Origin of the sequence: Halomonas sp. MS1 (assembly GCF_024182575.1) — a bacterium.
Lineage (GTDB): Bacteria > Pseudomonadota > Gammaproteobacteria > Pseudomonadales > Halomonadaceae > Vreelandella.
Map to the genome: position 1 here is coordinate 4,162,840 of NZ_CP098926.1, position 21,331 is coordinate 4,184,170.

Below are 21,331 nucleotides of genomic sequence, written 5' to 3' on the forward strand. Positions count from 1 at the left end.
GTGTCAGCAGAGCCGGATGGACGTGACAGCCACCGAAACATGTTCTGCCTCCGCCACGTACTCAACGCCCTTTCGGCCGGGTCGGCATGATTGCCTTCCCGGCTTAATGCGTCAGCATAGCAATGCGCCGAGCACAAGCACGCAGCACCCAGCGATTCGTCTACGCCACGCCTAGACGGCTCGTCGGCTCGCAATGCTATGTGAGACAATATGAAACGGATGCTGATTAACGCAACCCAGCCAGAAGAGCTGCGGGTTGCGCTGGTAGACGGGCAACGCCTTTACGATTTAGACATCGAATCTGGCGCTCGAGAACAGAAGAAAGCCAATATTTACCGGGGCAAAATCACCCGGGTAGAACCTTCCCTTGAAGCCGCTTTTGTTGATTTTGGCGCCGAACGCCATGGTTTCCTGCCACTAAAAGAAATTTCCCGCGAATATTTTATCAAAGATGTGTCTGGTCGCCCTAGCATCAAAGAGGTGCTGAAAGAGGGCCAGGAAGTCATCGTCCAAGTTGATAAAGAAGAGCGTGGCAATAAAGGGGCAGCACTGACTACCTTTATTAGCTTAGCGGGCCGCTTTCTTGTTCTGATGCCGAACAATCCCCGTGCAGGTGGTATTTCACGCCGCATTGAAGGTGATGACCGCAGCCAGCTGAAAGATGCCATGGGCCAACTGACAGTGCCAGACAAAATGGGCCTGATCGTTCGCACCGCCGGTATCGGCCGTAGCCCAGAAGAGCTGCAGTGGGACTTGGATTACCTTGTCCAAGTGTGGGAGTCCATTACCACTGAAGCTGGCAAGCGCTCAGCCCCATTCCTGATTTACCGCGAATCTAATGTCATTATCCGCGCCATGCGCGATTACCTGCGCCAAGACATTGGCGAGGTGTTAATTGACAGCCCCGAGATTCATGCAGAAGCGCTGGGCTTTATTCGTCAGGTAATGCCCTCTTATCAGCAGAAAATTAAACTTTACGCCGATGAAGTCCCTCTTTTCTCGCGCTTCCAAATTGAGTCGCAGATCGAAACTGCTTACCAGCGCGAAGTAAAGCTTCCCTCTGGTGGCTCTATTGTTATCGATCATACCGAAGCGCTAGTCTCGATTGATATTAACTCTGCCCGGGCCACACGCGGCAGCGATATTGAAGAAACCGCGCTGCAAACCAACTCTGAAGCAGCCGATGAGATTGCGCGACAGTTGCGCCTGCGTGATATCGGTGGTCTCGTCGTTATCGACTTTATCGATATGGGCCCTGCGCGCAATCAGCGTGAGGTTGAAAACCGCATGCGCGATGCCCTGAAGCTGGATCGTGCACGCGTTCAGATTGGTCGGATTTCTCGCTTTGGCTTGATGGAAATGTCACGCCAGCGGCTGCGCCCCTCGCTAGGCGAAACCAGCGGCGTTGTTTGTCCGCGCTGTAACGGCCAAGGCACTATTCGTGATGTTCGCTCGCTTTCGCTCTCTATCATGCGCCTGATTGAAGAAGAAGCCATGAAAGAGCGCAGCGCACAAATCCGCGCCATTCTTCCAGTACCTGTCGCCACCTACTTGCTGAATGAAAAGCGCAGCGTTCTGGCAGACATCGAATCACGTCAAGGCGTACGCGTAGTTCTCCTGCCGAATCCCGAAATGGATACGCCGCATTACGACGTTCAGCGACTACGTGATGACCACCTAGACGATGATGAAAGCCTGACGCTATCCAGCTTCGAACTTTCGACTGATACTGAAGTAGGCAAAGAACCCGATCCTAGCTTCACTCCGCCCGCCATGCGCGCTGAAGCAGCGGTTAAAAGCGTTGTACATAATGCACCAGCGCCCGCCTCTCTTCAGACTGAAGAAAAGGCAGAGAGAGCTGCCAAAGCAGATAAAGCCGTTACAGCGACTCCCACCGTCACTGAAGAGCAACCCAGTGTGATTGGCCGCTTTATCAGAGGCTTTGCCAAACTGCTAGGCGGTGAAGATACCAGCACGAGCCAGCCCGAACCGGAAGCTCCTGTTGCCCGCAAGCAGCCTGAGAGAACGAGCAAAAATCGCTCACAGCGCAGCGAAAGCAAGCCAAAGCCTGCCCGTGAACGTGGCGAAAGCGCCAGCAGAAACGAGCAGCGCAGTCAGCAGCAATCGAGCAATCAACAGCCGAGTAACCAGCAGCCTAGCCAACCGCGCAACGCTGATAATAACGACGACGCTAACGATAAACGTAGCGGTCCTAGTCGTACTCGCAACCGTCGACGCCACCCTCAGCAAGACGAGGCCAAGCTCCAGGACAATGATCAAAAGAGCAGTCGTCAAAAAGAGCAGCAGACAAACCTAGCGGCCAAAGAGTCATCTAAAGATGAGGCGGCTAAACCTACTGCTCAACCAGAAAATCGTCGCGATAAACCACGTGATGCCAAGCCGAAAAACGAAGCTGCCCGTGAGCCTGCATCACAAACGGACGACAAACAGGATGACGGCAAGCCGAAACGCACGCGTAACAATCCGCGCAACCGCACGCGTAAACAGGCCGTTAATCCTCAAGCCGAAGCGGAACAGCTGAAACTGCAAGCCGCAGCGGCTGAAGCTCCTTCTGCAGACGCTCCTTCTGCTGAAGCTGCTGTTGAATCACCGGCGGTAGAAGCGCCTGCTGTTGAAGTGAACAGCAGTAAAGCAACGCCGGCCAGCCCCTCTTTACAAGATGAGGCCAGCACAGCTGCCACACCAAGCGTTGAAGTAGCCACTGAAGCGCCTGAACCAGCGGTAGAGGAATCAGCAGCTGCCGATGGAACAACGGCTGAGCGCCCTGCCGAAAAGGCGGAGAAAGCACGCAAGGCTACGCGCCAGCGTCGCCAACCTCAGCAAGCGGCAGAGAAAGCGGAACCTGAAGCAGAGGAAGGTGTAGAGAAAAGCGCTGAGGCCAAACCTCAACAGCCAACTTATGATGCAACTGCTCAAGAAGCGCCCCAAGAGGCGGCTAGCGGTTCGTCTGAGGTCGTGAAAGCTGATGCGGGAGTAGAGCTGGAGGAAGAGAGCACTTCAAACGTGAAAGAGCTTGATACCGCCAACAGCGAATCAGTAAGCTCACGTGACGAAGAAACTGCAAAAGAGACCGACAAGCCCCAGCAGTCGCTATCTCAAGCTGCTGAGCCTCAAGAACCTTCTGAGTCTCAGGAACCTGTATTGCCTCAAGAACCTCAGGAGACGGCACAAGAGACACCCGCAGACGTCGACACACATGCAGAAGCGCCGAAAGCTGCTGAGACTGCTGAGACTGCTGAGACTGCTGAGACTGCTGAGACTGCTGAGACTGCTGAGACTGCTGAGACTGTCGACAGTGACGCTAACACTCAGACACCGTCGCAAAGCGTAGCAGCTAGCATTGAAGCAAGCTCACCAGAGTTTGCTGAGCAGCCGGAAGCATCTTCTTTAGACAGCGACGCAGTGAGCAATACAACTGTTTCAGACACGAGCGCTGCTTCAGAAACCGCGAATGACAGCGCTGCTGCTCAAGAAAGCACAGAGCCACAGCCTACATTGGCGACTAATGAAGAGGTTCAAACGCCTTCACCAGAGGCCCCCGTTGAAACAGTGGCACCTGAAGAAGCAAAGCAAGCGCCTGCTACTTCTACCCAAGACGAGGCACCTAAGCCACGCCGCCGCCGTCGTGCTCATAACGATCCTCGTGAACTGCGTAAACAAGCACAGAACACGACTAATGAGTGATCGCTAGTACTCGACACTAGCACTAAAAACCCCGCTAAGCGGGGTTTTTTTATGCTTGTACCAAGCGTGGCTCAGGCTCTAACTCAACACCAAATTGGTCATAGACCTGGTGGGCAATATGCTCTGCAAACTGCAGTAGCTCACACCGATCGCCACCGCCAAAATGCACAAGCACCAAGGCCTGCCGCGCGTGAACACCGAAAGCCCCCTGCCGAATCCCTTTCAGCCCGCATTGATCAATTAACCACCCCGCTGCCAGTTTGGATTGACCGTTAACCTGCGGAAAATATGGCATGCTAGGGTATGCCTGTAACAAGCGAGATAGCTGATCGCTGCTAACTAGCGGGTTTTTAAAGAAGCTACCCGCATTTGCAAGCACCTGAGGGTCCGGTAGTTTTTCCTGACGAATAGCACACACTGCCTGAGCCACCGCCAAGCAACTCGCCGAAGCGGCTACTCGGGCAGCTAAATCTCCATAACCCAGTCTTGGCAGCGGCGTTTTTGATAGCCGAAGCGCCAACTGAGTAATGACGACTTTATCCGCTAGCGATTTTTTGAAGATGCTATCTCGGTAACCAAATTGGCAAGCATCGGCGCTTAACCAACGTACATTACCCGACGCCAACTCTACTACCTGCACCCCTACCAGAACGTCTTTAAGCTCGACACCGTATGCACCAATGTTCTGTACTGGTGCTGCGCCGCAATCACCAGGAATCAGCGCTAAGTTTTCAATGCCCCACAGGCCGCGAGCCGATAGCGTCATTACTAACGAATGCCAATTAACGCCTGCTCCCACATGAGCAACAACAGACTCTCCGCAACTTTCTAGCCACCACTGCTGCATAGCAGGCCGAATCGCAATGCCTTTCAGCTTAGCGGGAAGCAGCACATTACTGCCACCTCCCAAGAGCGTAATGTGCCACTGCTTAGCAACGGCTTCACGCACCACATGCTGGAGTGCACTTAGCGTTTTAGGGGCAACATACCGCTCCGCCTGACAGGGTAAACGCAGCGTGTTCGCAGAGGTTAAATCGACTGACTGGCAACGACTAAGCAAATCATTATCAGTTCTTTCACAACTCGTGATTTCACAACCTGTCATTTCTCAGCCCGTCATTTCTCAGCTGGGCAATTAGCCCTGTAGAAGCCGCCTCAATTAAATTCAGGACATGTTCAAAGCCCTCATCACCACCGTAATAAGGGTCAGGCACTTCAGCATCAGGCAAGTCGGCAAAATCTAGCAAGAGCCCCACATGGGCACGACTGGTACTCGGCTGTAGCGCTCGCATTGCCTTGAGGTTGTCGCGATCCATGCCTAGCACATAGTCGAATTCAAGAAAGTCACTGGCGCTTAGCTGACGAGCGCGCAAATGACTAATATCGATACCACGCTGCAAAGCAGCTGCCTGGGCACGGCTGTCTGGCGCTTTTCCAACATGCCAGCTACCTACACCACAAGAGTCAACGTTGATATGACGACTTAAGCCAGCCTCTTCAACAGCGTGCCAAAAGACGCCTTCGGCCGTTGGCGAACGACAAATATTGCCCAAACAGACAAATAGGACGCGCTTCATTCGCTTCCACCTTCACTTTCACTCGCCAGAAGCGCTCTCACCCTGGCTAAGTCTTCCGGCGTATCCACACCAGGAGGATTGATAGTGCTGGCTAGCGCAACTTGAATGGCATAGCCATGCTGTAGCGCACGCAGCTGTTCTAGCTGCTCCAACTGCTCAAGGCTCGACGGCGCCAGCTCACGATAAGCGGCAAGGAAACTGGCACGGTAGGCGTATATACCAATATGACGCAACCACGCATCGGTGGCTAAAAGCGCGGGCTGGACTTTAAATTGCTCTCGATCCCAAGGAATGGGAGCACGAGAAAAGTACAGAGCACGCCCCTGCAAGGAGCGAACAACTTTGACGACGTTAGCGTTAAATAACGTTTCAACATCAGTAATAGGCTCAGCAAGCGTCGCAATGGCCGCTTCTCGATCTTCGGCTAAACGCATCGCCACTTGGTCAATTAAGGCCGGGGGGATAAGCGGCTCATCGCCTTGCACATTCACCACTAAAGTGTCGTCGCTTAGCCCGAGCTGCTCTGCCACTTCGGCCAGCCGGTCCGTACCAGAAGGATGATCCGCGCGAGTCATAACGACATCCGCACCGTAGGGCAACATCGCATCACGTATACGAGGATCGTCAGTGGCTACCACGACACGACTTGCTTGGCTTTGACAGGCTCTTCGCCAGACATGGGCAACCATAGGCTCACCCGCGATATCCAGCAGTGGCTTACCCGGCAAGCGGGACGAGCCAAAACGCGCGGGAACAACGGCAATAAATTCGGTCTTAGCGACTGACATTACACCTCTCCGGTACGACCAGGCGAGATAGGTAGCTTTTCATCGGCATCCATCGCGCGCGCCTCTTCAGGAAGCATCACAGGGATGCCTGCTTGAATAGGGTACGCCAAACCGTCGTAGTGGCAGCAAAGTTCCTGGGCTTCACGATTATACTTGAGCTTGCCATTGCAAAGCGGGCAAACCAGCATTGCCAGTAGTTCTTTATCCATCGGTGTATCCCTTTTCAGAAAGCGCTGACAATTTAGCTGCCAGCCAGTGTTCAAACTCTGGCGGAAGCACGGCTTCTACCTCTAACACCCAGCTATCGGGTGGCGCTAACGCTTGGCACTTCACTGCGTCTTTGGCGGTCATTACAACGGGGCGCTGATGACTAAAACGGAAAGTCTGGTCATCAAAGCGCTGATGATCTGCTAGCGGACGCATCTCGCCCTCCACCCCTAAACTTCGCAGCGTATTAAAAAAACGCTCAGGATGGCCAATACCTGCCACAGCATTCACAGGTAGCGTAAATGGCAGAGGAGTGAGTGGCACACGTTGACCATCCTGCATTCGGCGCCAGCTGAGCGGCGCTAGTTGCATCGCCACTCCCTCTATAGGCAGAGGGCGACGCTGCTCACCATTAATAATCACAGCATCAACTTGAGCTAATCTACCGGGCGATTCTCTCAGCGGCCCAGCAGGTAAGCAACGTCCATTGCCTAGCCCTCGCGCGCCATCAACAACGACTAATTCAATATCACGTCCTAACGCCAGATGCTGTAACCCATCATCACTGACAATAATGTCGCACCCACTATCAACCAGGGCTTGAACGCCTCGCGCGCGGCGCGGATCAGCCATGACCGGGCAGCCCGTTTGTTGCGCCAACATTAATGGCTCATCGCCGCTTTGCGCAGGATCAGTGATTGCAGTTACCAGTAACGGATAGTGCGATGCTTTACCACCGTAACCACGGGTAATAATACCCGGCGACCACCCCTGCTTCCTCAGCCAGTTGACCAGCCACGCAACTAGCGGCGATTTACCGGTTCCACCAAGAGTGATATTACCCACCACGATAACGGGTACGGATGCTTTAACAGCTAGCTTTTTACCAGCGTGATAGTGAGAGCTATGGCGCGCCATAAGATAACGGTATAAAGCACCCAACGGATACAGCGGCGTTAGCCATCGGCTCCCCTGGTAAGCCGCCTTAAGCCAGCGCTGTTCCAGGCTCATTCACTCTCCTGAAACTGAAGCTGATGCAGCGCCGCATAGGCACCTCCCGCTTCTAGCAACGCTTGGTGGGTACCCTGCTCAATAATGCGCCCTTGATCCATCACCAAAATACGGTCAGCCCGTTCAATGGTGGATAGACGGTGGGCAATGACCAATGTGGTACGCCCTTCACACACATGCTCCAGCGCTTTCTGGATATAGCGCTCAGATTCGGTATCCAGTGCCGATGTCGCTTCGTCCAAGATAAGAATCGGCGCATCTTTAAAAATCGCCCGAGCGATTGCTAAGCGCTGGCGTTGCCCACCGGATAACATCACGCCGTTTTCACCCACTAGCGTGGCATAGCCCTGAGGCAGCTTTTCAATAAACTCACTGGCGTAAGCCGCCTGAGCGGCCGCTTCAATGGCGGCTGGGTCTGGGTTGGTAACGCCATAGCCAATGTTGTCAGCAATGGTTGCATTAAACAGCGTGACTTGTTGCGATACTAATGCAATTTGCTGACGCAAAGGGCCCAACGCATAATCATCGGCATTTACCCCATCAATCACAATGCGCCCTTCACTAGGACGATAAAAACGCGGCAGCAGGCTGACCAATGTTGATTTACCGCTACCAGAGCGCCCAACAATCGCCACTAGCTCACCAGGGGCAACACCAATATTAATACCGTGCAATACATTAGGCTGGTCATCAGCGTAGCGGAAACTGACATTATCAATCACCACGCTGCCGGTTAGCTGGCGTGGAATGGTCTTACCTTCATCCTGCTCAGGGGTCAAATCAAGCAAGCCAAATAGCTCAGACGCCGCCGCAATACCTTTTTGAATCTCACTATTCACTTCGGTGAGCTGGCGTACAGGCTTGATCATTAGCGCTGCTGCGGTAATAAAGGCAACAAACTCCCCCGGCGTCATGTTTTCCATAAGCGCAGGCGCCATGGCAAGCCAAACCAGAATAGCCATGGAAATCGCCACCAGCATCAAGATCACTGGTGAACTCACAGCACGCGTCATCGCCTCTTTCATACTCTGACGACGATTTTCTTCACTTACCCGTTCAAAACGTTGTTTTTCATACTCTTCAGCACCATGCGTGCGCACGACGCGATAGCCGGAGAGCGCTTCAGAAGCGACGTGTGTCACATCCCCCATGGAGTGTTGAATACGCTTAGAGATACGCCGAAAACGTTTGCTGGCATAGCTCACCACAACAGCAATCACCGGCGTTACGCCCAGAAATAGCAGCGTTAGCATCCAGTTGGTCCAGAACAGATAACCGACCAGCCCGATAACGAACAGACCTTCACGCAGAATAATAGTGACCGCTTTCGTGGCAGCACCCGCGACCTGCTCTACGTGATACGTTACTCGAGATACCAAATGGCCACTGGAATGGTGGTCGAAAAAACGCCCAGGCAAATGCAGCAAGTGCGCAAATACATCGCAGCGCAGCGTGTGAATCACATAACGTCCGACATAAGACATAAAGTAAGTGCTTAAAAATGTCCCCAGCCCACGCGAAGCGAACATGATCACCACAAACAGAGGAAGCAGTAAACGGAAGGCAGCATCAGGGTTTTGAATGCCATCAATCAGTTGTTTCATCATTTCAGCTAGTGCCGTACTGGAGGCGGCATAAATGATAAAACCAACGATCGCTAACGCGAATGCGCGCCAGTGAGGTTTGACGTAAGTTAATAATCGCTTGTAGAGAACCCAACCTGAATCAGTCACACGCGCTCCCGGCCATAGTGTGCAGTTGCGAGAATTCTACCTTATGGTGACGCGCATCAACACCGCTTACGAACGCCCTGTTGCTTTCGCATGGGAATGATCTGAATTGGCTGAGTCGCTGTGAGGCTAAATTCGAGAGCACCATCCTGGGCGGTACTCCATAAGCAGCTCTGTTGTTGTCGAAAGCGGCGCACCACCGCGTCGACCGGATGGTCAAAGGGATTATCTTTCCCGGCACTAAAAATAACATGCTGAGGACGACTTACTTGAACGAACTGAACACCCGAACTTGTATTACTCCCATGATGCCCAGCCACTAACACTTCAATCGGCGTAATAACATTCGCTAAGATTCTCCTTTCAACGTCCTTACCAACGTCACCCGTGATCAACAAACGCTGCCCACCCGCGCTTATTTGAAGTACACAGGAGCGATCATTTGAGGAGAGCACGTTCTCCCCTTTTGGGGGCCATAGTATCTGGTAGTCAATGCCATCACGTCGCCACTGCTGCCCTTGAACACACTCTGTACTCGCAACAGGCAGAAGCTCTCCACTGGGAACCCACCATTGCGTTACTTGATGGTCTTTTAAAAGCGCACTAACTCCCCCGGCATGATCAGTATCGGCATGGCTGATAATAACGTGATCGAACGATTGACCTGGGGGCCAAAGGGTTTGCAGCGGCATAAAACCACTGCGAAAGCGAGGTCCTGTGTCGTATAGCAATCGATAGTTGGCGCTACGTAATTCAATCAGCTGGCCTTGCCCGACATCATAAACAATGACACGCAGCTCACCTTGGTTAAACTGTTCGTCCGCTGACCACCACGGAAAGCTTAATAGCAGTAATGTCGCACTAACACGCAACCATCCTGGGACATAGGGAAGCCCCCAACACAGCGACATCAATAACAGTGCACCTACTAGCGGAAACACCAGTATTGACGGTGGCTGCAAAAGCGGTGCCCACTGCACGGCAATGACGAGTAACTGATGAAAAACCTGCAGTGCCTGCTCAAAACACCACCACACAAAAAGCCCTATTCCAGGCAGTGGCGAAAGCACCCACCCCAATAGCGCACTGGGCACCATAACGGAGCTTACCCAAGGTACAGCAACAAGATTAATCAGCGGGGCCGCAGGGGCTACTCTTCCAAAAGCCAATAGCACTGCAGCCGCCATCAGCGGTGCAATGAGTAGTTGAGAACGCAGTAGCGCCCAGCACCACCCTTTTAGACCCTGTGGGCGGGGGCGGCCTTGCCAAATAATAATCAACCAGCCTACCGCAATAAACGATAGCCACAGACCAGGCCTCCACAGTGCAAGCGGATCAACCACTAACACTATCCCGAGCGCAAGCCACCAAGCTTGCCAAGCTCCTGGCGCATGGCGTCCGCTAAGCACCCACAAGCCTAACAGCGTCATGATCATGGCGCGCATGGCAGGAGGTGCTAGTCCGGCTAACATGGCGTAACCCACAGCCGCCACCCCTGCTAACCACCAGGGCCAAGCACGCAGACGCCAATTGGTGGGCATTATCAGCCTGGCAGTAAAACGTGCCAACAACAGCACAAATGAAGCGACAAGCCCAACATGCAACCCAGAAATGACCACTAAATGCGTCGTACCCGTTGCATTGAGCAAGGTCCAATCATCTTGGGTCAACTGCTCACTATCTCCCAGCGTTAGCGTCGCAAGCCAGCGCCGGGTTCGCTCTTGCAACGGTTGGCTAGCCAGCGTCGCCATTGCTCGCTGACGAAGTGTCGGCGCAGCCCCCGACAGGCGTTCGGGCGTAGGCTCCTGGCGCACATAGCCCGTCGCATGTATGCCTTCACGCCATAACCATTGCTGAAAATCAAATGTATTTGGATTAGAAAAGCCACTGGGCGGGCGGAGCCGCAGCGTCATCCGCCAGCGCTCACCAACGAGGTAGCGCTGGTTGCCATAGGCACTTACTCGCACGCTACGTAGTGCGCTACAGCTTGGCAGTCCCTCGGGAGAGCGGCAAGATTCCACTGCCAAGCGCACTCGTGACGACTCCGCTTGCGTTTGAACATTGATTACTCGGGCCTCCAGAGTGACATCTTCTCCACTGAGCCCAGGTGGTAAACGGTGTCCCCACTCCTGCTGCACGCTGATAAAAACCCAGCTTGAAATAACCAGCCAAATTAATAGGCTACGCCGATATACAACCAAGCAAAGCAGCACCACAAGCACACCTGGCAACAAAACCTGCAGGCGCGCCTCGGGGCCGCTGATCCACGCCGCTAGCGCCCCCATCAATACTGCCAAGGCAGCCGGTAGTGCAGCGCCTAGTTGCATATCCCCTCCTTGGAACTGGGTCATTCATACCCACGCCATAGCCGAAGCACGCTGCTATATGGATAATAGGATGTACCAATTGAAAGAGTACCTGACATGCCGCGCCGTTTCCTGCAGCGCTACATGCCCAAACCCGACACATTAAGGCGACAGCGCTCACTACGCTTTATTGCGCCGTTAATTGCGGACCCCGGGTTATGGCTTTTAACACGTCGAAGCGTTGCAAACGCATTCAGCGTGGGGCTTTTTTGCGCCATGCTGCCTATACCGTTTCAAATGGTAGTTGCGGCACTGGGAGCTAGATTTAGCCGTTGTAACCTGGCACTTTCAGTAGGATTGGTGTGGATTACCAATCCACTTACCATGCCGGTCATTTTTTATTTTAATTATCGAATTGGCACGTTTCTGTTAGAAGCACCAGTTAGAGAGGCGCCATCGCGTATATCCACGCGCTGGATTGCAGAACAAATGCACGACATCCTGCCACCGCTAATGCTTGGATCGTTAATTTCTGCCTTACTATTAGCCATGATTGCCAATATCGTCATACGGCTAATTTGGCGCTGGCATGTTTCCCATCACTGGAAGCGCCGCCGCCTGAAGAGACGGCAGCGCCGGGCTTGTATTGAATCAGAGTTCGACGACTAACCCCCTGGGGCATTAGTCGCTGTTCTGCTCAATTAACTGCCCACTATCCAGCCTTAACACCCGATCCTGATGGGCAGCCAAACTGACATCATGAGTCACAATAACAAACGCGCAGGCACTCTCTTTAGCCAATTCATCCATCAGCGCTAAAATGGTACCTGCCGTGGTTTGATCAAGGTTCCCGGTAGGCTCATCCATTAGCACAAGACGGGGATCTGTCACTAATGCACGGGCAATGGCCACCCGCTGACGTTCCCCCCCTGAAAGTTCGCCCGGTTTATGATCTGCTCGCGCCTTCATGCCCACCCGTTCGAGCAACTGCATAGCCCGCTGCTCCGCTGCCTTTTTAGACTGGCCGCGAATAATTAACGGCAGCGCGGCGTTCTCTAGCGCAGTGAATTCAGCTAGCAGGTGATGAAACTGGTAGACAAAGCCGATATAGCGGTTCCGAAAACGACCTAGTGCCGCTTCGTTAAGACCGGCCAACGTCTCGCCAGCAATCACTACGCTACCAGCACTAGGCCGATCAAGCCCTCCTAGCAGGTTTAACAGCGTTGTTTTACCCGAGCCTGAACTCCCTACAATGGCAACACGCTCTCCAGCATGTACCTTAAGCTCAAGCTGATCTAATACGGTAAGATCTTGAGGGCCTTCACTATATACCCGTGTCAGGCTGTTACATTCCAACATAACTGTGGTTGAGTGCTGGGTACTTGAGGTCATCGTTGCTTCCTTATTCATAACGCAGTACATCGGCAGGCTGAACCCGAGCGGCCCGCCAAGCGGGATAAAGCGTCGAGAGGAAGGTCAGACCAAAGGCAGCGATGACAATATCGCGTACATCACCCCACTGCAGTTGTGAGGGCAAGTCACTTATAAAGTAAACCCCGGCATCCAAGAACTGAATACCGAAAGTTGTTTCAAACCAACTGATCAAATCAGAGACAGTCAGTGCCAGGAGAACACCCACAGTAACGCCAATCGCAATACCTATCAGACCGATGGTGAGCCCTTGCACGATAAAAATCCCCATGATCGAACGTGGGGTGGCGCCTATGGTGCGTAAAATGGCAATATCCGCTCGCTTATCGGTCACTACCATCACTAGCGTAGACACTATATTAAACGCGGCAACGGCAATAATGACCGTCAGCAGCAATGCAATCATGCGCTTTTCCATCTGTATCGCTTGAAATAGACTGCCATGGGAAGCAGTCCAATCCGTACCGCGGTACCCTGCGCCAAGTTCGTTAACGATCGCTTGCGTTTCACTGCCAGCCACGAACAGGTCATCTAGCTCCAGCCGTAAGCCACCCACCGCGTCGCCCAGACGCGCTAACGTTTGCATATCTTCAATATTGGCATAGGCCAGATTAGCGTCTAAATCAGCGCCTACACTAAAGATACCGCTAACAGTAAATCGCTTGAGTCTTGGGAAAACCCCTGCGGGCGTAATCGATGCCTCTGGAACAAGTAGCGTGACTCGATCACCTACCCCAACGCCCAAGCGGCGTGCCAGCATAGACCCCAGCACTACGTGCCACTCACCAGGCACCAGATCAGAAAGCTGACCTTGGCGCATATGCTCACCAATAATCGACACTTGATCTTCCCAGTCTGGGTGAATGCCATTCACCATAGCACCTTGGTTTCTGCCACCCGCTGAAAACATACCTTGCTGTTCAACATAAGGCGCTGCACCAATGACTCGCTCCCGCTCAACAAGCTGCTCTGCTAACGCCTGCCACTCAACTAACCCTGCTTGTGATTCAATTTTAGTGTGAGGCACCATGCCCAAAATTCGAGTACGGAGTTCGTGATCAAAACCATTCATCACCGACAGCACAAGAATGAGCACTGCCACGCCAAGCATTAACCCCAACATGGAAGTTAGCGAAATAAATGAAATAAAGTGGTTCCGGCGTTTAGCGCGCACGTAGCGCAGCCCCACCAGAAAAGGCAAACGATCAAGCATGGCATCATTCCTTAGTAATAAGCGTCCATGGTACGGTTTTTTTAGCATGGGTGCATGTACGAACGCTGCGTTAGAGTAACAAGTCTGCCTAGCGTTCCCTCAAGCACGGTAACGCTTGCATGTTGCTAAGCGAGCCCCTAAATTGCGCCCATTCTGCTTGTCTTTAGGGCAAGGATTTTTTCGACTATTAAGAGCATTCGTGACGTTGGCTAACAAGACTTACCGTTTATTGCCCGAGTGGTCCCCCCAAGACGGCTTGCAACTGACTTGGCCCCGCCCAGACGGCGACTGGGCACCGCTGTTATCGCGCATCGAAGCAACACTTGAGCGTATCGTGATTGCCACGACACGGTATCAGCGCGTGTTAATCAGCGTTCCTGATGACACCACCCAGCGTCGCTTGGCTGCGACGTTTGAGGCCTATGGCATTGCCCAACAACAACTGATGCTCATTGTCGCTCCCACGGATGATACTTGGGCCCGAGACCATGGGCCGATCACCGTGGTGGACGAAACGCAGCAGCCACTCATGCTGGATTACACGTTTACTGGCTGGGGCGGTAAATTTCCTGCCGAGCATGACAATCGCCTCACTCAGTGGCTGAACGATGCAGGGGTGTGGACCTGCCCCATCGCTCCACGCAGCATGGTGCTAGAAGGCGGCGCGATTGAAACCGACGGAGAGGGCACGCTGCTAACCACTGAAGCCTGCTTACTGAACCCCAACCGCAATCCGTCACTTTCGCGTACGGATGTTGAAGCCCAGTTAGCGGAAGATTTTGGCGTCGATAGAGTCCTATGGTTAGCAAATGGGCATCTTGAAGGTGACGATACTGACAGTCATGTTGATACGCTCGCGCGTTTTTGCAATCCCTCTACCATTGCGTATGTGCGTTGCGACGACCCGACTGATCCTCACTATCCAGCGCTAAACGCAATGGAACAAGAGCTCATGGCGTTTCGCCAGCGCAACGGTGAGCCCTACCAGTTAATCGCCTTGCCGTGGCCACAGGCCTGCTTTGATCCTGAAGATGGTCATCGCCTCCCGGCTACCTATGCGAATTTTTTAATTATCAATAATGCCGTACTGGTGCCCACTTACGGCGATCCCGCCGACCTGGTCGCGCTGCAAGCGTTAAGTATTGCCTTTCCAGAACACACCCTGATTCCTATCGAGTGTAATAGCGTCATTCGCCAGCATGGCAGCCTTCACTGCTTAACCATGCAGCTACCGAAAGGCACCCTTGCCCCTGCGCTTAGTCAATCCTAAGGAGCCATCATGTCTAACAGCTTAACCGTCGGTGTTGTTCAACAGCCCGCGTGGCCAGATAAAGCACGTAGTCTTGCTGCCAGCGAAGCAGGCATACGCTCAGTTGCTAGCCAAGGCGCACAATTAGTGTTGCTTCAGGAGCTGCATGCCACGCACTACTTTTGCCAGTACGAAGACCCTGCACTGTTTGATTTGGCTGAACCATTAGATGGCCCTACTGGTCAGCACCTGGCCGAACTAGCCAAGGAGCTGAATATTGTGCTGGTGGGGTCGCTGTTTGAAAAGCGGGCGGCAGGGCTTTACCACAATACAGCCGTCGTTTATGACCGCGCAAAAGGACGTGTAGGACAGTACCGTAAAATGCATATCCCGGATGATCCGGCCTTTTACGAAAAGTTTTACTTTACCCCTGGTGATTCTGACGACGGACGTGGCCAAGGCTTCACGCCTATTGACACATCTGTTGGGCGGCTAGGCATCCTGGTTTGTTGGGATCAATGGTACCCGGAAGCGGCACGCTTAATGGCACTAAGCGGTGCGGAGCTGCTTCTCTATCCCACGGCCATCGGCTGGGATCCAAGTGATGATGACGCTGAAAAAGCCCGTCAGAAAGATGCTTGGACAATTATACAGCGCTCCCATGGCGTCGCTAACGGGCTGCCCGTGCTGGTCGCTAACCGAGTCGGCTTTGAACCCGACCACTCTGGCGTTGGTAACGGCATTGCGTTTTGGGGAGGAAGCTTTGTATGCGGCCCACAGGGAGAAATGCTAGCGCATGCAGGTGAAGAGACGCAGCAATTAGTCGTCAACATCGATATGGCGCGTAGCGAGAACACTCGGCGTATTTGGCCTTATTTGCGCGACCGCCGTATTGATGCTTACGGTGACTTAACACGCCGCTATCGCGATTGATAAAAACATAGACGCCTGCTCTCATCGAGAGCAGGCGCAGCATTCAAAAAGCCAACGTGTGGCGATTGGCTTTATTTCCAAAAATCACGAATAGACGCAATTCCCTGAGCGCCAACAGCGCGTGCATGGTTAGCATCAAAACGTGTCATACCACCCAGTGCAAATACCGGCATACCAGCACGTTCCACTAGCTGCTGGAAGTCATGCCACCCCAGTGGCGCCACTTCAGGATGAGAAGGCGTAGTGCGCAACGGCGACAGCGTGACAAAATCACAACCCAAAACCGCAGCCTGAGAAAGTTGCTTTTGATCGTGAGTCGACGCTGAGAGCCACTTATTTTCAGCGATCGGGCGACGCTCAAGGTCCATTAACCGTGCGCTGGTTAAATGAATACCGTCAGCATCAACAGCGTCAAGCAATGCAGGCTCGCCATTCAGCAACAGCTTTGCATCATACTGACGGCAAAGGCGCAGCGCGCGCTCAGCACGAGCAATGTATGCCGCTTCATCAAGATTTTTTGCCCGTAGCTGTACGAGTCTGACACCGTCTTCACTAAGCGCTCTTTCTAACAAGCTATCGAAACGCTCTTCGTCAGCTTCTTCGCCGGTAATCAGATAATCGGTGGGCAACATCACCGCACGCAAAATAGGCAAGTTAGCGGCAGGGAAAGGATAGTTCACCAACTCTTCCATAGGCACCCAGCGCACAGCCTGCCCCTCACGGCCAAACGGCTCACCTGCAAACTCTTGGACTTGCCAAACATCTAGCAGGATGTGCTTATCAGGATACTCATGATGAACACGGATAAGAGGCCGGGCCCGTACAATTTCGACGCCAAGCTCTTCGTGAAGCTCACGCTTGAGACCTTCCAAGCCTGTTTCATAAGGCGCCAGCTTACCCCCAGGAAACTCCCATAGGCCCCCTTGATCGACATTAGAGGGCCGACGCGCAATCAGCACCCGCTTCTGATCGGCGCTGATCATTGCAGCCGCCGCGACATGAACTCGTCGTTTTACCATTACACTCATTACGTCTTTACCCACTTTTTGCGCGCCGCCCTAACCAAAGACGACGCTATCTCGCTGCATTAGCACGTCACTGCAACTGTTTTTGGCTACTTTTCAGTGCACTTCAGCTACGGTAATCCGCGTTGATAGTCACATAGTCATGAGATAGGTCCGAGGTCCACACAGTGGCACTCTCTTCACCACGGCCCAAATTAATGCGAATGATGATCTCTTCCTGCGCCATGACGGCACTGCCCGCAGCCTCTGTATAACTGTCGGCACGGCCACCCTGTTCAACCAAGCGAACGTCACCCAAATCAATCACGACTTGGTTAACATCGAATGCCTCAACCGGCGCGCGCCCAACAGCGGCTAGAATACGCCCCCAGTTAGCATCAGAAGCGTAGAGCGCAGTCTTCACCAGCGGCGAATGAGCAACGGTAAAAGCGACATCCAAGGCTTCCTGCCGAGTGGTCGCTTCATCCACCTGGAGCGTCACAAACTTAGTTGCCCCTTCGCCATCACGAATAATCGCTTGAGCAAGCTCGGTCATGACGCATTGCAGCGCATTGCGGAAAATGGCCACCTGCTCTTCGTTTTCGATGCGAGCGCCGGTACCTGTCGCTGCCAACATGCACGCATCGTTGGTTGATGTATCGCTATCGACAGTGATGCAGTTAAAGGAGTGATCCACCGTTTCACGTAACAAACTTGCTAACAACGGCTGCGCAATTGCCGCATCTGTTACTACAAAGCCCAACATGGTCGCCATATTAGGCTTAATCATGCCTGAACCTTTGGTAATACCGTTGATCGTGACCTGCTGATCGCCAATTGAAACGGTTGCCGTTGCGCCCTTGGCACGGGTATCCGTGGTTAGAATTCCCTCACCCGCTTGCTGCCATGCAAGGCTAGTATCCGTTAAGGAATTTAGCGCATGGGGCATACCGGCAAGCAGGCGCGTCATGGGCAGAGGTTCGCCAATCACGCCGGTTGAAAAGGGCAAGACCTGGCTTTTATCAACGCCCATTTGCTTAGCAAGCGCTTCACAGCTGGCATAAGCATCCTGCAAGCCTGATGCGCCAGTACCAGCATTGGCATTGCCAGTATTTACCAGCCAGTAGCGAGGCACACGCCCTGCGCTTGTACACGCTTCAAGATGCGCTTTCGCAACGACTACTGGGGCAGCACAAAACGCATTACGAGTAAAAACCCCAGCTACCGTGGCAGTTTCAGGTAGCTCAATCACCACAACATCACGGCGATCCGGCTTTTTAATACCTGCCATTGCACTACCCAGGCGCACCCCATTAAGGGGTGGCAATTCCGGAAAAGCAAGATTTCCCACCGCCATGTTTTTCTCCTTTGCGCTGAATTTCGCCACGCGTGATTAGCTTAGTTTTCCGCAGCACTGCTTATATTTTTTACCGGACCCACATGAGCACGGATCATTGCGCCCTACTTTCGGTCCTTCACGACGCAGCGGACGACCATCAGCCCCTGGCGCGTCCTGTGAAACATCGTCCTGCTGGGCGCTAGGGTCATCGTGGCGGCTTGCTGCTGTCGCACGTTCACGCACTGACTCTTCGCGGCGTTTTTGCTCTAACGCATCAACCTCTTCAGGCTGACGAACCTGAACGTGGCTTAAAATACGCGTAACGTCAGCTTTGATGTTCGTTAGCAGATGCTGGAACAACTCGAAGGACTCTCGCTTGTACTCTTGCTTAGGGTTCTTCTGGGCGTAACCACGCAAATGAATACCGCGACGCAAGTGATCCATCGACTGAAGATGCTCTTTCCAACGGGTATCCAATACCTGGAGCATGACTTGTTTTTCAAAACGACGAATCAACGTGGCACCAGCAGCCTCAATTTTGGCTTGATACGCATCGCGGTGCATCGTTTGTAAACGCTCACGCAGCTTCTCTTCACTGAAACGCTCATCCTCTGCCGCCCACTGCGTAACAGGAGCATCAAGATTGAATTCAGTTTTAAGATGCGCCTCTAACCCAGGCAAATCCCACTGCTCAGCCAAGCTCTGAGGTGGCACATAATCACTGATGGCATCTTCCATGACTTCTTCACGAATACCGATAACGGCGTCGGAAACCTCGTCAGCGGAAAGAATTTCATTACGCTGTTCGTAGATAACTCGACGCTGGTCGTTAGCGACATCATCGTATTCGAGCAACTGCTTGCGGATATCAAAGTTGCGCCCCTCTACTTTTTTCTGGGCGCGCTCGACAGCGTTAGACACCATCTTGTGCTCAATCGCCTCACCGCGCTCTAGCCCAAGAGCCAGCATCAAGCGCTTCACTCGGTCAGAACCAAACAAGCGCATCAAACTGTCTTCTAACGAGAGGAAGAAGCGTGTAGAGCCTGGGTCACCTTGACGTCCCGCACGGCCACGCAACTGGTTATCAATACGACGGGACTCATGGCGCTCAGAACCAATTACATGCAAGCCACCCGCTTCTAAAACACCATCATGACGCTTCTGCCACTCTGCCTTTAGAGCATCAATCTGTTCTTGAGTGGGATTCTGCAGCTTAGCTGCTTCTGCTTCCCAGTTCCCCCCCAGAACGATATCGGTACCACGACCCGCCATATTCGTTGCAATAGTAATGGCGCCAGGACGACCTGCTTGAGCGATGATTTCTGCTTCGCTTTGGTGCTGTTTAGCATTCAGCACATTAAACGCCAGGCCAGCTTCGCGCATAAGGCGAGCTAGGTACTCAGAGGTTTCAATCGATGCCGTACCGACGAGCACGGGGCGCCCTGCCTCGGTTTCGGCCCTCACATCTTTAATAATCGCTTCGTATTTCTCTTCCGCACTCAAATAAACCAAATCATTCAGATCTTTACGAGCAAGCGGTCGATTCGTTGGAATGACGACCACATCCAGGCCATAAATTTGCCGAAATTCGAACGCTTCGGTATCAGCGGTACCGGTCATACCTGCGAGCTTTTCATACAAACGGAAATAGTTCTGGAAAGTAGTCGATGCCAGTGTCTGGCTCTCTCGCTGAACCGTCACCCCTTCTTTCGCTTCAACCGCTTGGTGCAGCCCTTCTGACCAACGGCGTCCCGGCATACTACGCCCAGTATGCTCATCAACGATGACGACCTGGCCTTCAGACACGATGTAATCAACGTCTAAATGATAAAGATGCCGTGCGCGCAGCGCGGAATGCATATGCTGAAGCAAGTTTAGGTTTTGTGCGGCATAAAGCGATTCGCCCTCGCCCAACAGCCCTTCGGCACGCATTAGCTCTTCAACTTTGTTATGTCCCTGCTCGGTAAGCTCTACCTGCTTTTGTTTTTCATCAAGCAGGAAATCTCCCGTAACCGGCGCATCGCTGTCTTCAGAGGCTTCACCTTGCTCTAACTGTTGAGCCAGACGATTCACAATGCCATACAAATCAGTGTTTTCATCCACTGCGCCCGAGATAATTAACGGCGTACGGGCCTCATCAATTAAAATAGAGTCGACTTCATCGACAATGGCGTAATGCAGGCCACGCTGCACTTTATCCTCAAGCGAGAACGCCATGTTGTCGCGCAGATAGTCGAAACCAAACTCATTGTTAGTACCGTAAGTGATGTCACACTGATAGGCATGGCGCTTCTCTTCACCCGTTTGACCAGCATAGATAACGCCTACCGATAGCCCAAGGAACTCATACAAGGGCCGCATCCACTCAGCATCACGACGAGCAAGGTAGTCGTTCACGGTGACAACATGCACACCCTTGCTTGGCAGCGCATTTAAATAGACGGCAAGCGTCGCCACCAGGGTTTTACCCTCACCGGTTTTCATTTCCGCAATACGGCCACGATGCAACGTCATGCCACCGACCATCTGGACGTCAAAGTGGCGCATTTTCATTACCCGCTTACTGGCCTCTCGCACGACGGCAAATGCTTCAGGCAACAAACTATCAACAGACGCGCCTTCTGCTAATTTTTGACGGAGCAGCCCTGTTTTTTCCTGCAACTCAGCGTCACTCACCCCTTCAAGCGCCTGCTCTAAAACGTTAATACTGAGCACACTTTTTTGCATGCGTTTAACGTCGCGATCATTTTTAGAGCCAACAACTTTACGTAACAAATTATTAATCATGAAAGTTCCAAATCTTCACGAGCGCCCCATTCAGGCACGCCCTTTTATATA

16 protein-coding genes are annotated in these 21,331 nt (G+C 53.0%); 4 read left to right on the forward strand and 12 right to left on the reverse strand.

Features of this window, described 5'->3' with window-relative positions; translation table 11 throughout:
- Positions 1-210: 210 nt before the first annotated feature.
- Positions 211-3,705, forward strand: coding sequence for a ribonuclease E (gene rne / locus NF683_RS19315; protein ID WP_253920754.1), 3,495 nt, complete (start codon positions 211-213; stop codon positions 3,703-3,705).
- A 49-nt stretch (positions 3,706-3,754) separates the two neighbouring features.
- Here the strand turns inward: rne and murB are convergent, their stop codons facing one another.
- The 7 genes from murB to NF683_RS19350 are packed head-to-tail and all read right to left on the reverse strand — an operon-like array spanning position 3,755 to position 11,345.
- Positions 3,755-4,765, reverse strand: a complete 1,011-nt coding sequence (gene murB / locus NF683_RS19320; protein WP_456362351.1) for a UDP-N-acetylmuramate dehydrogenase — start codon at positions 4,763-4,765, stop codon at positions 3,755-3,757.
- 31 nt (positions 4,766-4,796) lie between these two features.
- Entirely contained in the window at positions 4,797-5,282 is a 486-nt protein-coding gene (locus NF683_RS19325) for a low molecular weight protein-tyrosine-phosphatase (RefSeq protein WP_089037747.1), read from the reverse strand.
- On the reverse strand, positions 5,279-6,070 hold the full coding sequence (gene kdsB / locus NF683_RS19330) for a 3-deoxy-manno-octulosonate cytidylyltransferase (protein ID WP_089037746.1): 792 nt from the start codon (positions 6,068-6,070) through the stop codon (positions 5,279-5,281). The genes NF683_RS19325 and kdsB overlap by 4 nt, the downstream gene beginning before the upstream one ends.
- Complete coding sequence (locus NF683_RS19335) at positions 6,070-6,279, reverse strand: Trm112 family protein (protein WP_089037745.1); 210 nt, start codon at positions 6,277-6,279, stop codon at positions 6,070-6,072. Before NF683_RS19335 ends, kdsB begins: the two co-directional genes overlap by 1 nt.
- On the reverse strand, positions 6,272-7,288 hold the full coding sequence (gene lpxK / locus NF683_RS19340; RefSeq protein ID WP_089037744.1) for a tetraacyldisaccharide 4'-kinase: 1,017 nt from the start codon (positions 7,286-7,288) through the stop codon (positions 6,272-6,274). Before lpxK ends, NF683_RS19335 begins: the two co-directional genes overlap by 8 nt.
- Positions 7,285-9,021 (reverse strand): lipid A export permease/ATP-binding protein MsbA, encoded by a 1,737-nt coding sequence (msbA, locus tag NF683_RS19345; protein ID WP_253920756.1) that lies wholly within the window; start codon positions 9,019-9,021, stop codon positions 7,285-7,287. Before msbA ends, lpxK begins: the two co-directional genes overlap by 4 nt.
- A gap of 56 nt (positions 9,022-9,077) precedes the next feature.
- On the reverse strand, positions 9,078-11,345 hold the full coding sequence (locus NF683_RS19350; protein ID WP_253920757.1) for a DNA internalization-related competence protein ComEC/Rec2: 2,268 nt from the start codon (positions 11,343-11,345) through the stop codon (positions 9,078-9,080).
- A gap of 96 nt (positions 11,346-11,441) precedes the next feature.
- Between NF683_RS19350 and NF683_RS19355 the strand changes: the two genes are divergently transcribed.
- Positions 11,442-11,993: a DUF2062 domain-containing protein gene (locus NF683_RS19355; RefSeq protein WP_089037741.1), complete on the forward strand. Its 552-nt coding sequence runs from the start codon at positions 11,442-11,444 to the stop codon at positions 11,991-11,993.
- Positions 11,994-12,005: 12 nt separating this feature from the next.
- Here the strand turns inward: NF683_RS19355 and NF683_RS19360 are convergent, their stop codons facing one another.
- On the reverse strand, positions 12,006-12,716 hold the full coding sequence (locus NF683_RS19360) for an ABC transporter ATP-binding protein (protein WP_253920758.1): 711 nt from the start codon (positions 12,714-12,716) through the stop codon (positions 12,006-12,008).
- Positions 12,717-12,726: 10 nt separating this feature from the next.
- Positions 12,727-13,968 carry a lipoprotein-releasing ABC transporter permease subunit gene (locus NF683_RS19365; RefSeq protein ID WP_089037739.1) on the reverse strand — a complete coding sequence of 414 codons (1,242 nt, stop codon included), beginning with the start codon at positions 13,966-13,968 and terminating at the stop codon, positions 12,727-12,729.
- A 199-nt stretch (positions 13,969-14,167) separates the two neighbouring features.
- On the opposite strand from NF683_RS19365, the gene NF683_RS19370 reads away from it, so the two are divergent.
- Both NF683_RS19370 and NF683_RS19375 read left to right on the forward strand, forming a co-directional pair.
- Entirely contained in the window at positions 14,168-15,238 is a 1,071-nt protein-coding gene (locus NF683_RS19370; protein ID WP_253920759.1) for an agmatine deiminase family protein, read from the forward strand.
- A gap of 9 nt (positions 15,239-15,247) precedes the next feature.
- Complete coding sequence (locus tag NF683_RS19375) at positions 15,248-16,150, forward strand: carbon-nitrogen hydrolase (RefSeq protein ID WP_038485366.1); 903 nt, start codon at positions 15,248-15,250, stop codon at positions 16,148-16,150.
- Between the two features lie 71 nt (positions 16,151-16,221).
- Here the strand turns inward: NF683_RS19375 and NF683_RS19380 are convergent, their stop codons facing one another.
- The 3 genes from NF683_RS19380 to secA all read right to left on the reverse strand — a co-directional run bounded on the left by NF683_RS19380 (position 16,222) and on the right by secA (position 21,280).
- The gene (locus NF683_RS19380; protein ID WP_038485369.1) at positions 16,222-17,169 is read right to left on the reverse strand and encodes a Nudix family hydrolase; all 948 of its coding nucleotides are present in this window, start codon (positions 17,167-17,169) and stop codon (positions 16,222-16,224) included.
- 112 nt (positions 17,170-17,281) lie between these two features.
- The gene (argJ, locus tag NF683_RS19385; RefSeq protein WP_253920760.1) at positions 17,282-18,511 is read right to left on the reverse strand and encodes a bifunctional glutamate N-acetyltransferase/amino-acid acetyltransferase ArgJ; all 1,230 of its coding nucleotides are present in this window, start codon (positions 18,509-18,511) and stop codon (positions 17,282-17,284) included.
- A 36-nt stretch (positions 18,512-18,547) separates the two neighbouring features.
- A complete protein-coding gene (secA, locus tag NF683_RS19390; RefSeq protein WP_193061312.1) occupies positions 18,548-21,280 on the reverse strand; it encodes a preprotein translocase subunit SecA in 2,733 nt (910 codons plus the stop codon).
- Positions 21,281-21,331: the final 51 nt, after the last annotated feature.

Excerpts from the sequence above, each read along its gene's own strand:
- rne (WP_253920754.1), top strand. The coding sequence starts at position 211 with ATGAAACGGATGCTGATTAACGCAACCCAGCCAGAAGAGCTGCGGGTT.
- NF683_RS19325 (WP_089037747.1), bottom strand. The coding sequence starts at position 5,282 with ATGAAGCGCGTCCTATTTGTCTGTTTGGGCAATATTTGTCGTTCGCCA.
- kdsB (WP_089037746.1), bottom strand. The coding sequence starts at position 6,070 with ATGTCAGTCGCTAAGACCGAATTTATTGCCGTTGTTCCCGCGCGTTTT.
- NF683_RS19335 (WP_089037745.1), bottom strand. The coding sequence starts at position 6,279 with ATGGATAAAGAACTACTGGCAATGCTGGTTTGCCCGCTTTGCAATGGC.
- lpxK (WP_089037744.1), bottom strand. The coding sequence starts at position 7,288 with ATGAGCCTGGAACAGCGCTGGCTTAAGGCGGCTTACCAGGGGAGCCGA.
- NF683_RS19350 (WP_253920757.1), bottom strand. The coding sequence starts at position 11,345 with ATGCAACTAGGCGCTGCACTACCGGCTGCCTTGGCAGTATTGATGGGG.
- NF683_RS19355 (WP_089037741.1), top strand. The coding sequence starts at position 11,442 with ATGCCGCGCCGTTTCCTGCAGCGCTACATGCCCAAACCCGACACATTA.
- NF683_RS19360 (WP_253920758.1), bottom strand. The coding sequence starts at position 12,716 with ATGACCTCAAGTACCCAGCACTCAACCACAGTTATGTTGGAATGTAAC.
- NF683_RS19365 (WP_089037739.1), bottom strand. The coding sequence starts at position 13,968 with ATGCTTGATCGTTTGCCTTTTCTGGTGGGGCTGCGCTACGTGCGCGCT.
- NF683_RS19375 (WP_038485366.1), top strand. The coding sequence starts at position 15,248 with ATGTCTAACAGCTTAACCGTCGGTGTTGTTCAACAGCCCGCGTGGCCA.
- NF683_RS19380 (WP_038485369.1), bottom strand. The coding sequence starts at position 17,169 with ATGGTAAAACGACGAGTTCATGTCGCGGCGGCTGCAATGATCAGCGCC.
- argJ (WP_253920760.1), bottom strand. The coding sequence starts at position 18,511 with ATGGCGGTGGGAAATCTTGCTTTTCCGGAATTGCCACCCCTTAATGGG.
- secA (WP_193061312.1), bottom strand. The coding sequence starts at position 21,280 with ATGATTAATAATTTGTTACGTAAAGTTGTTGGCTCTAAAAATGATCGC.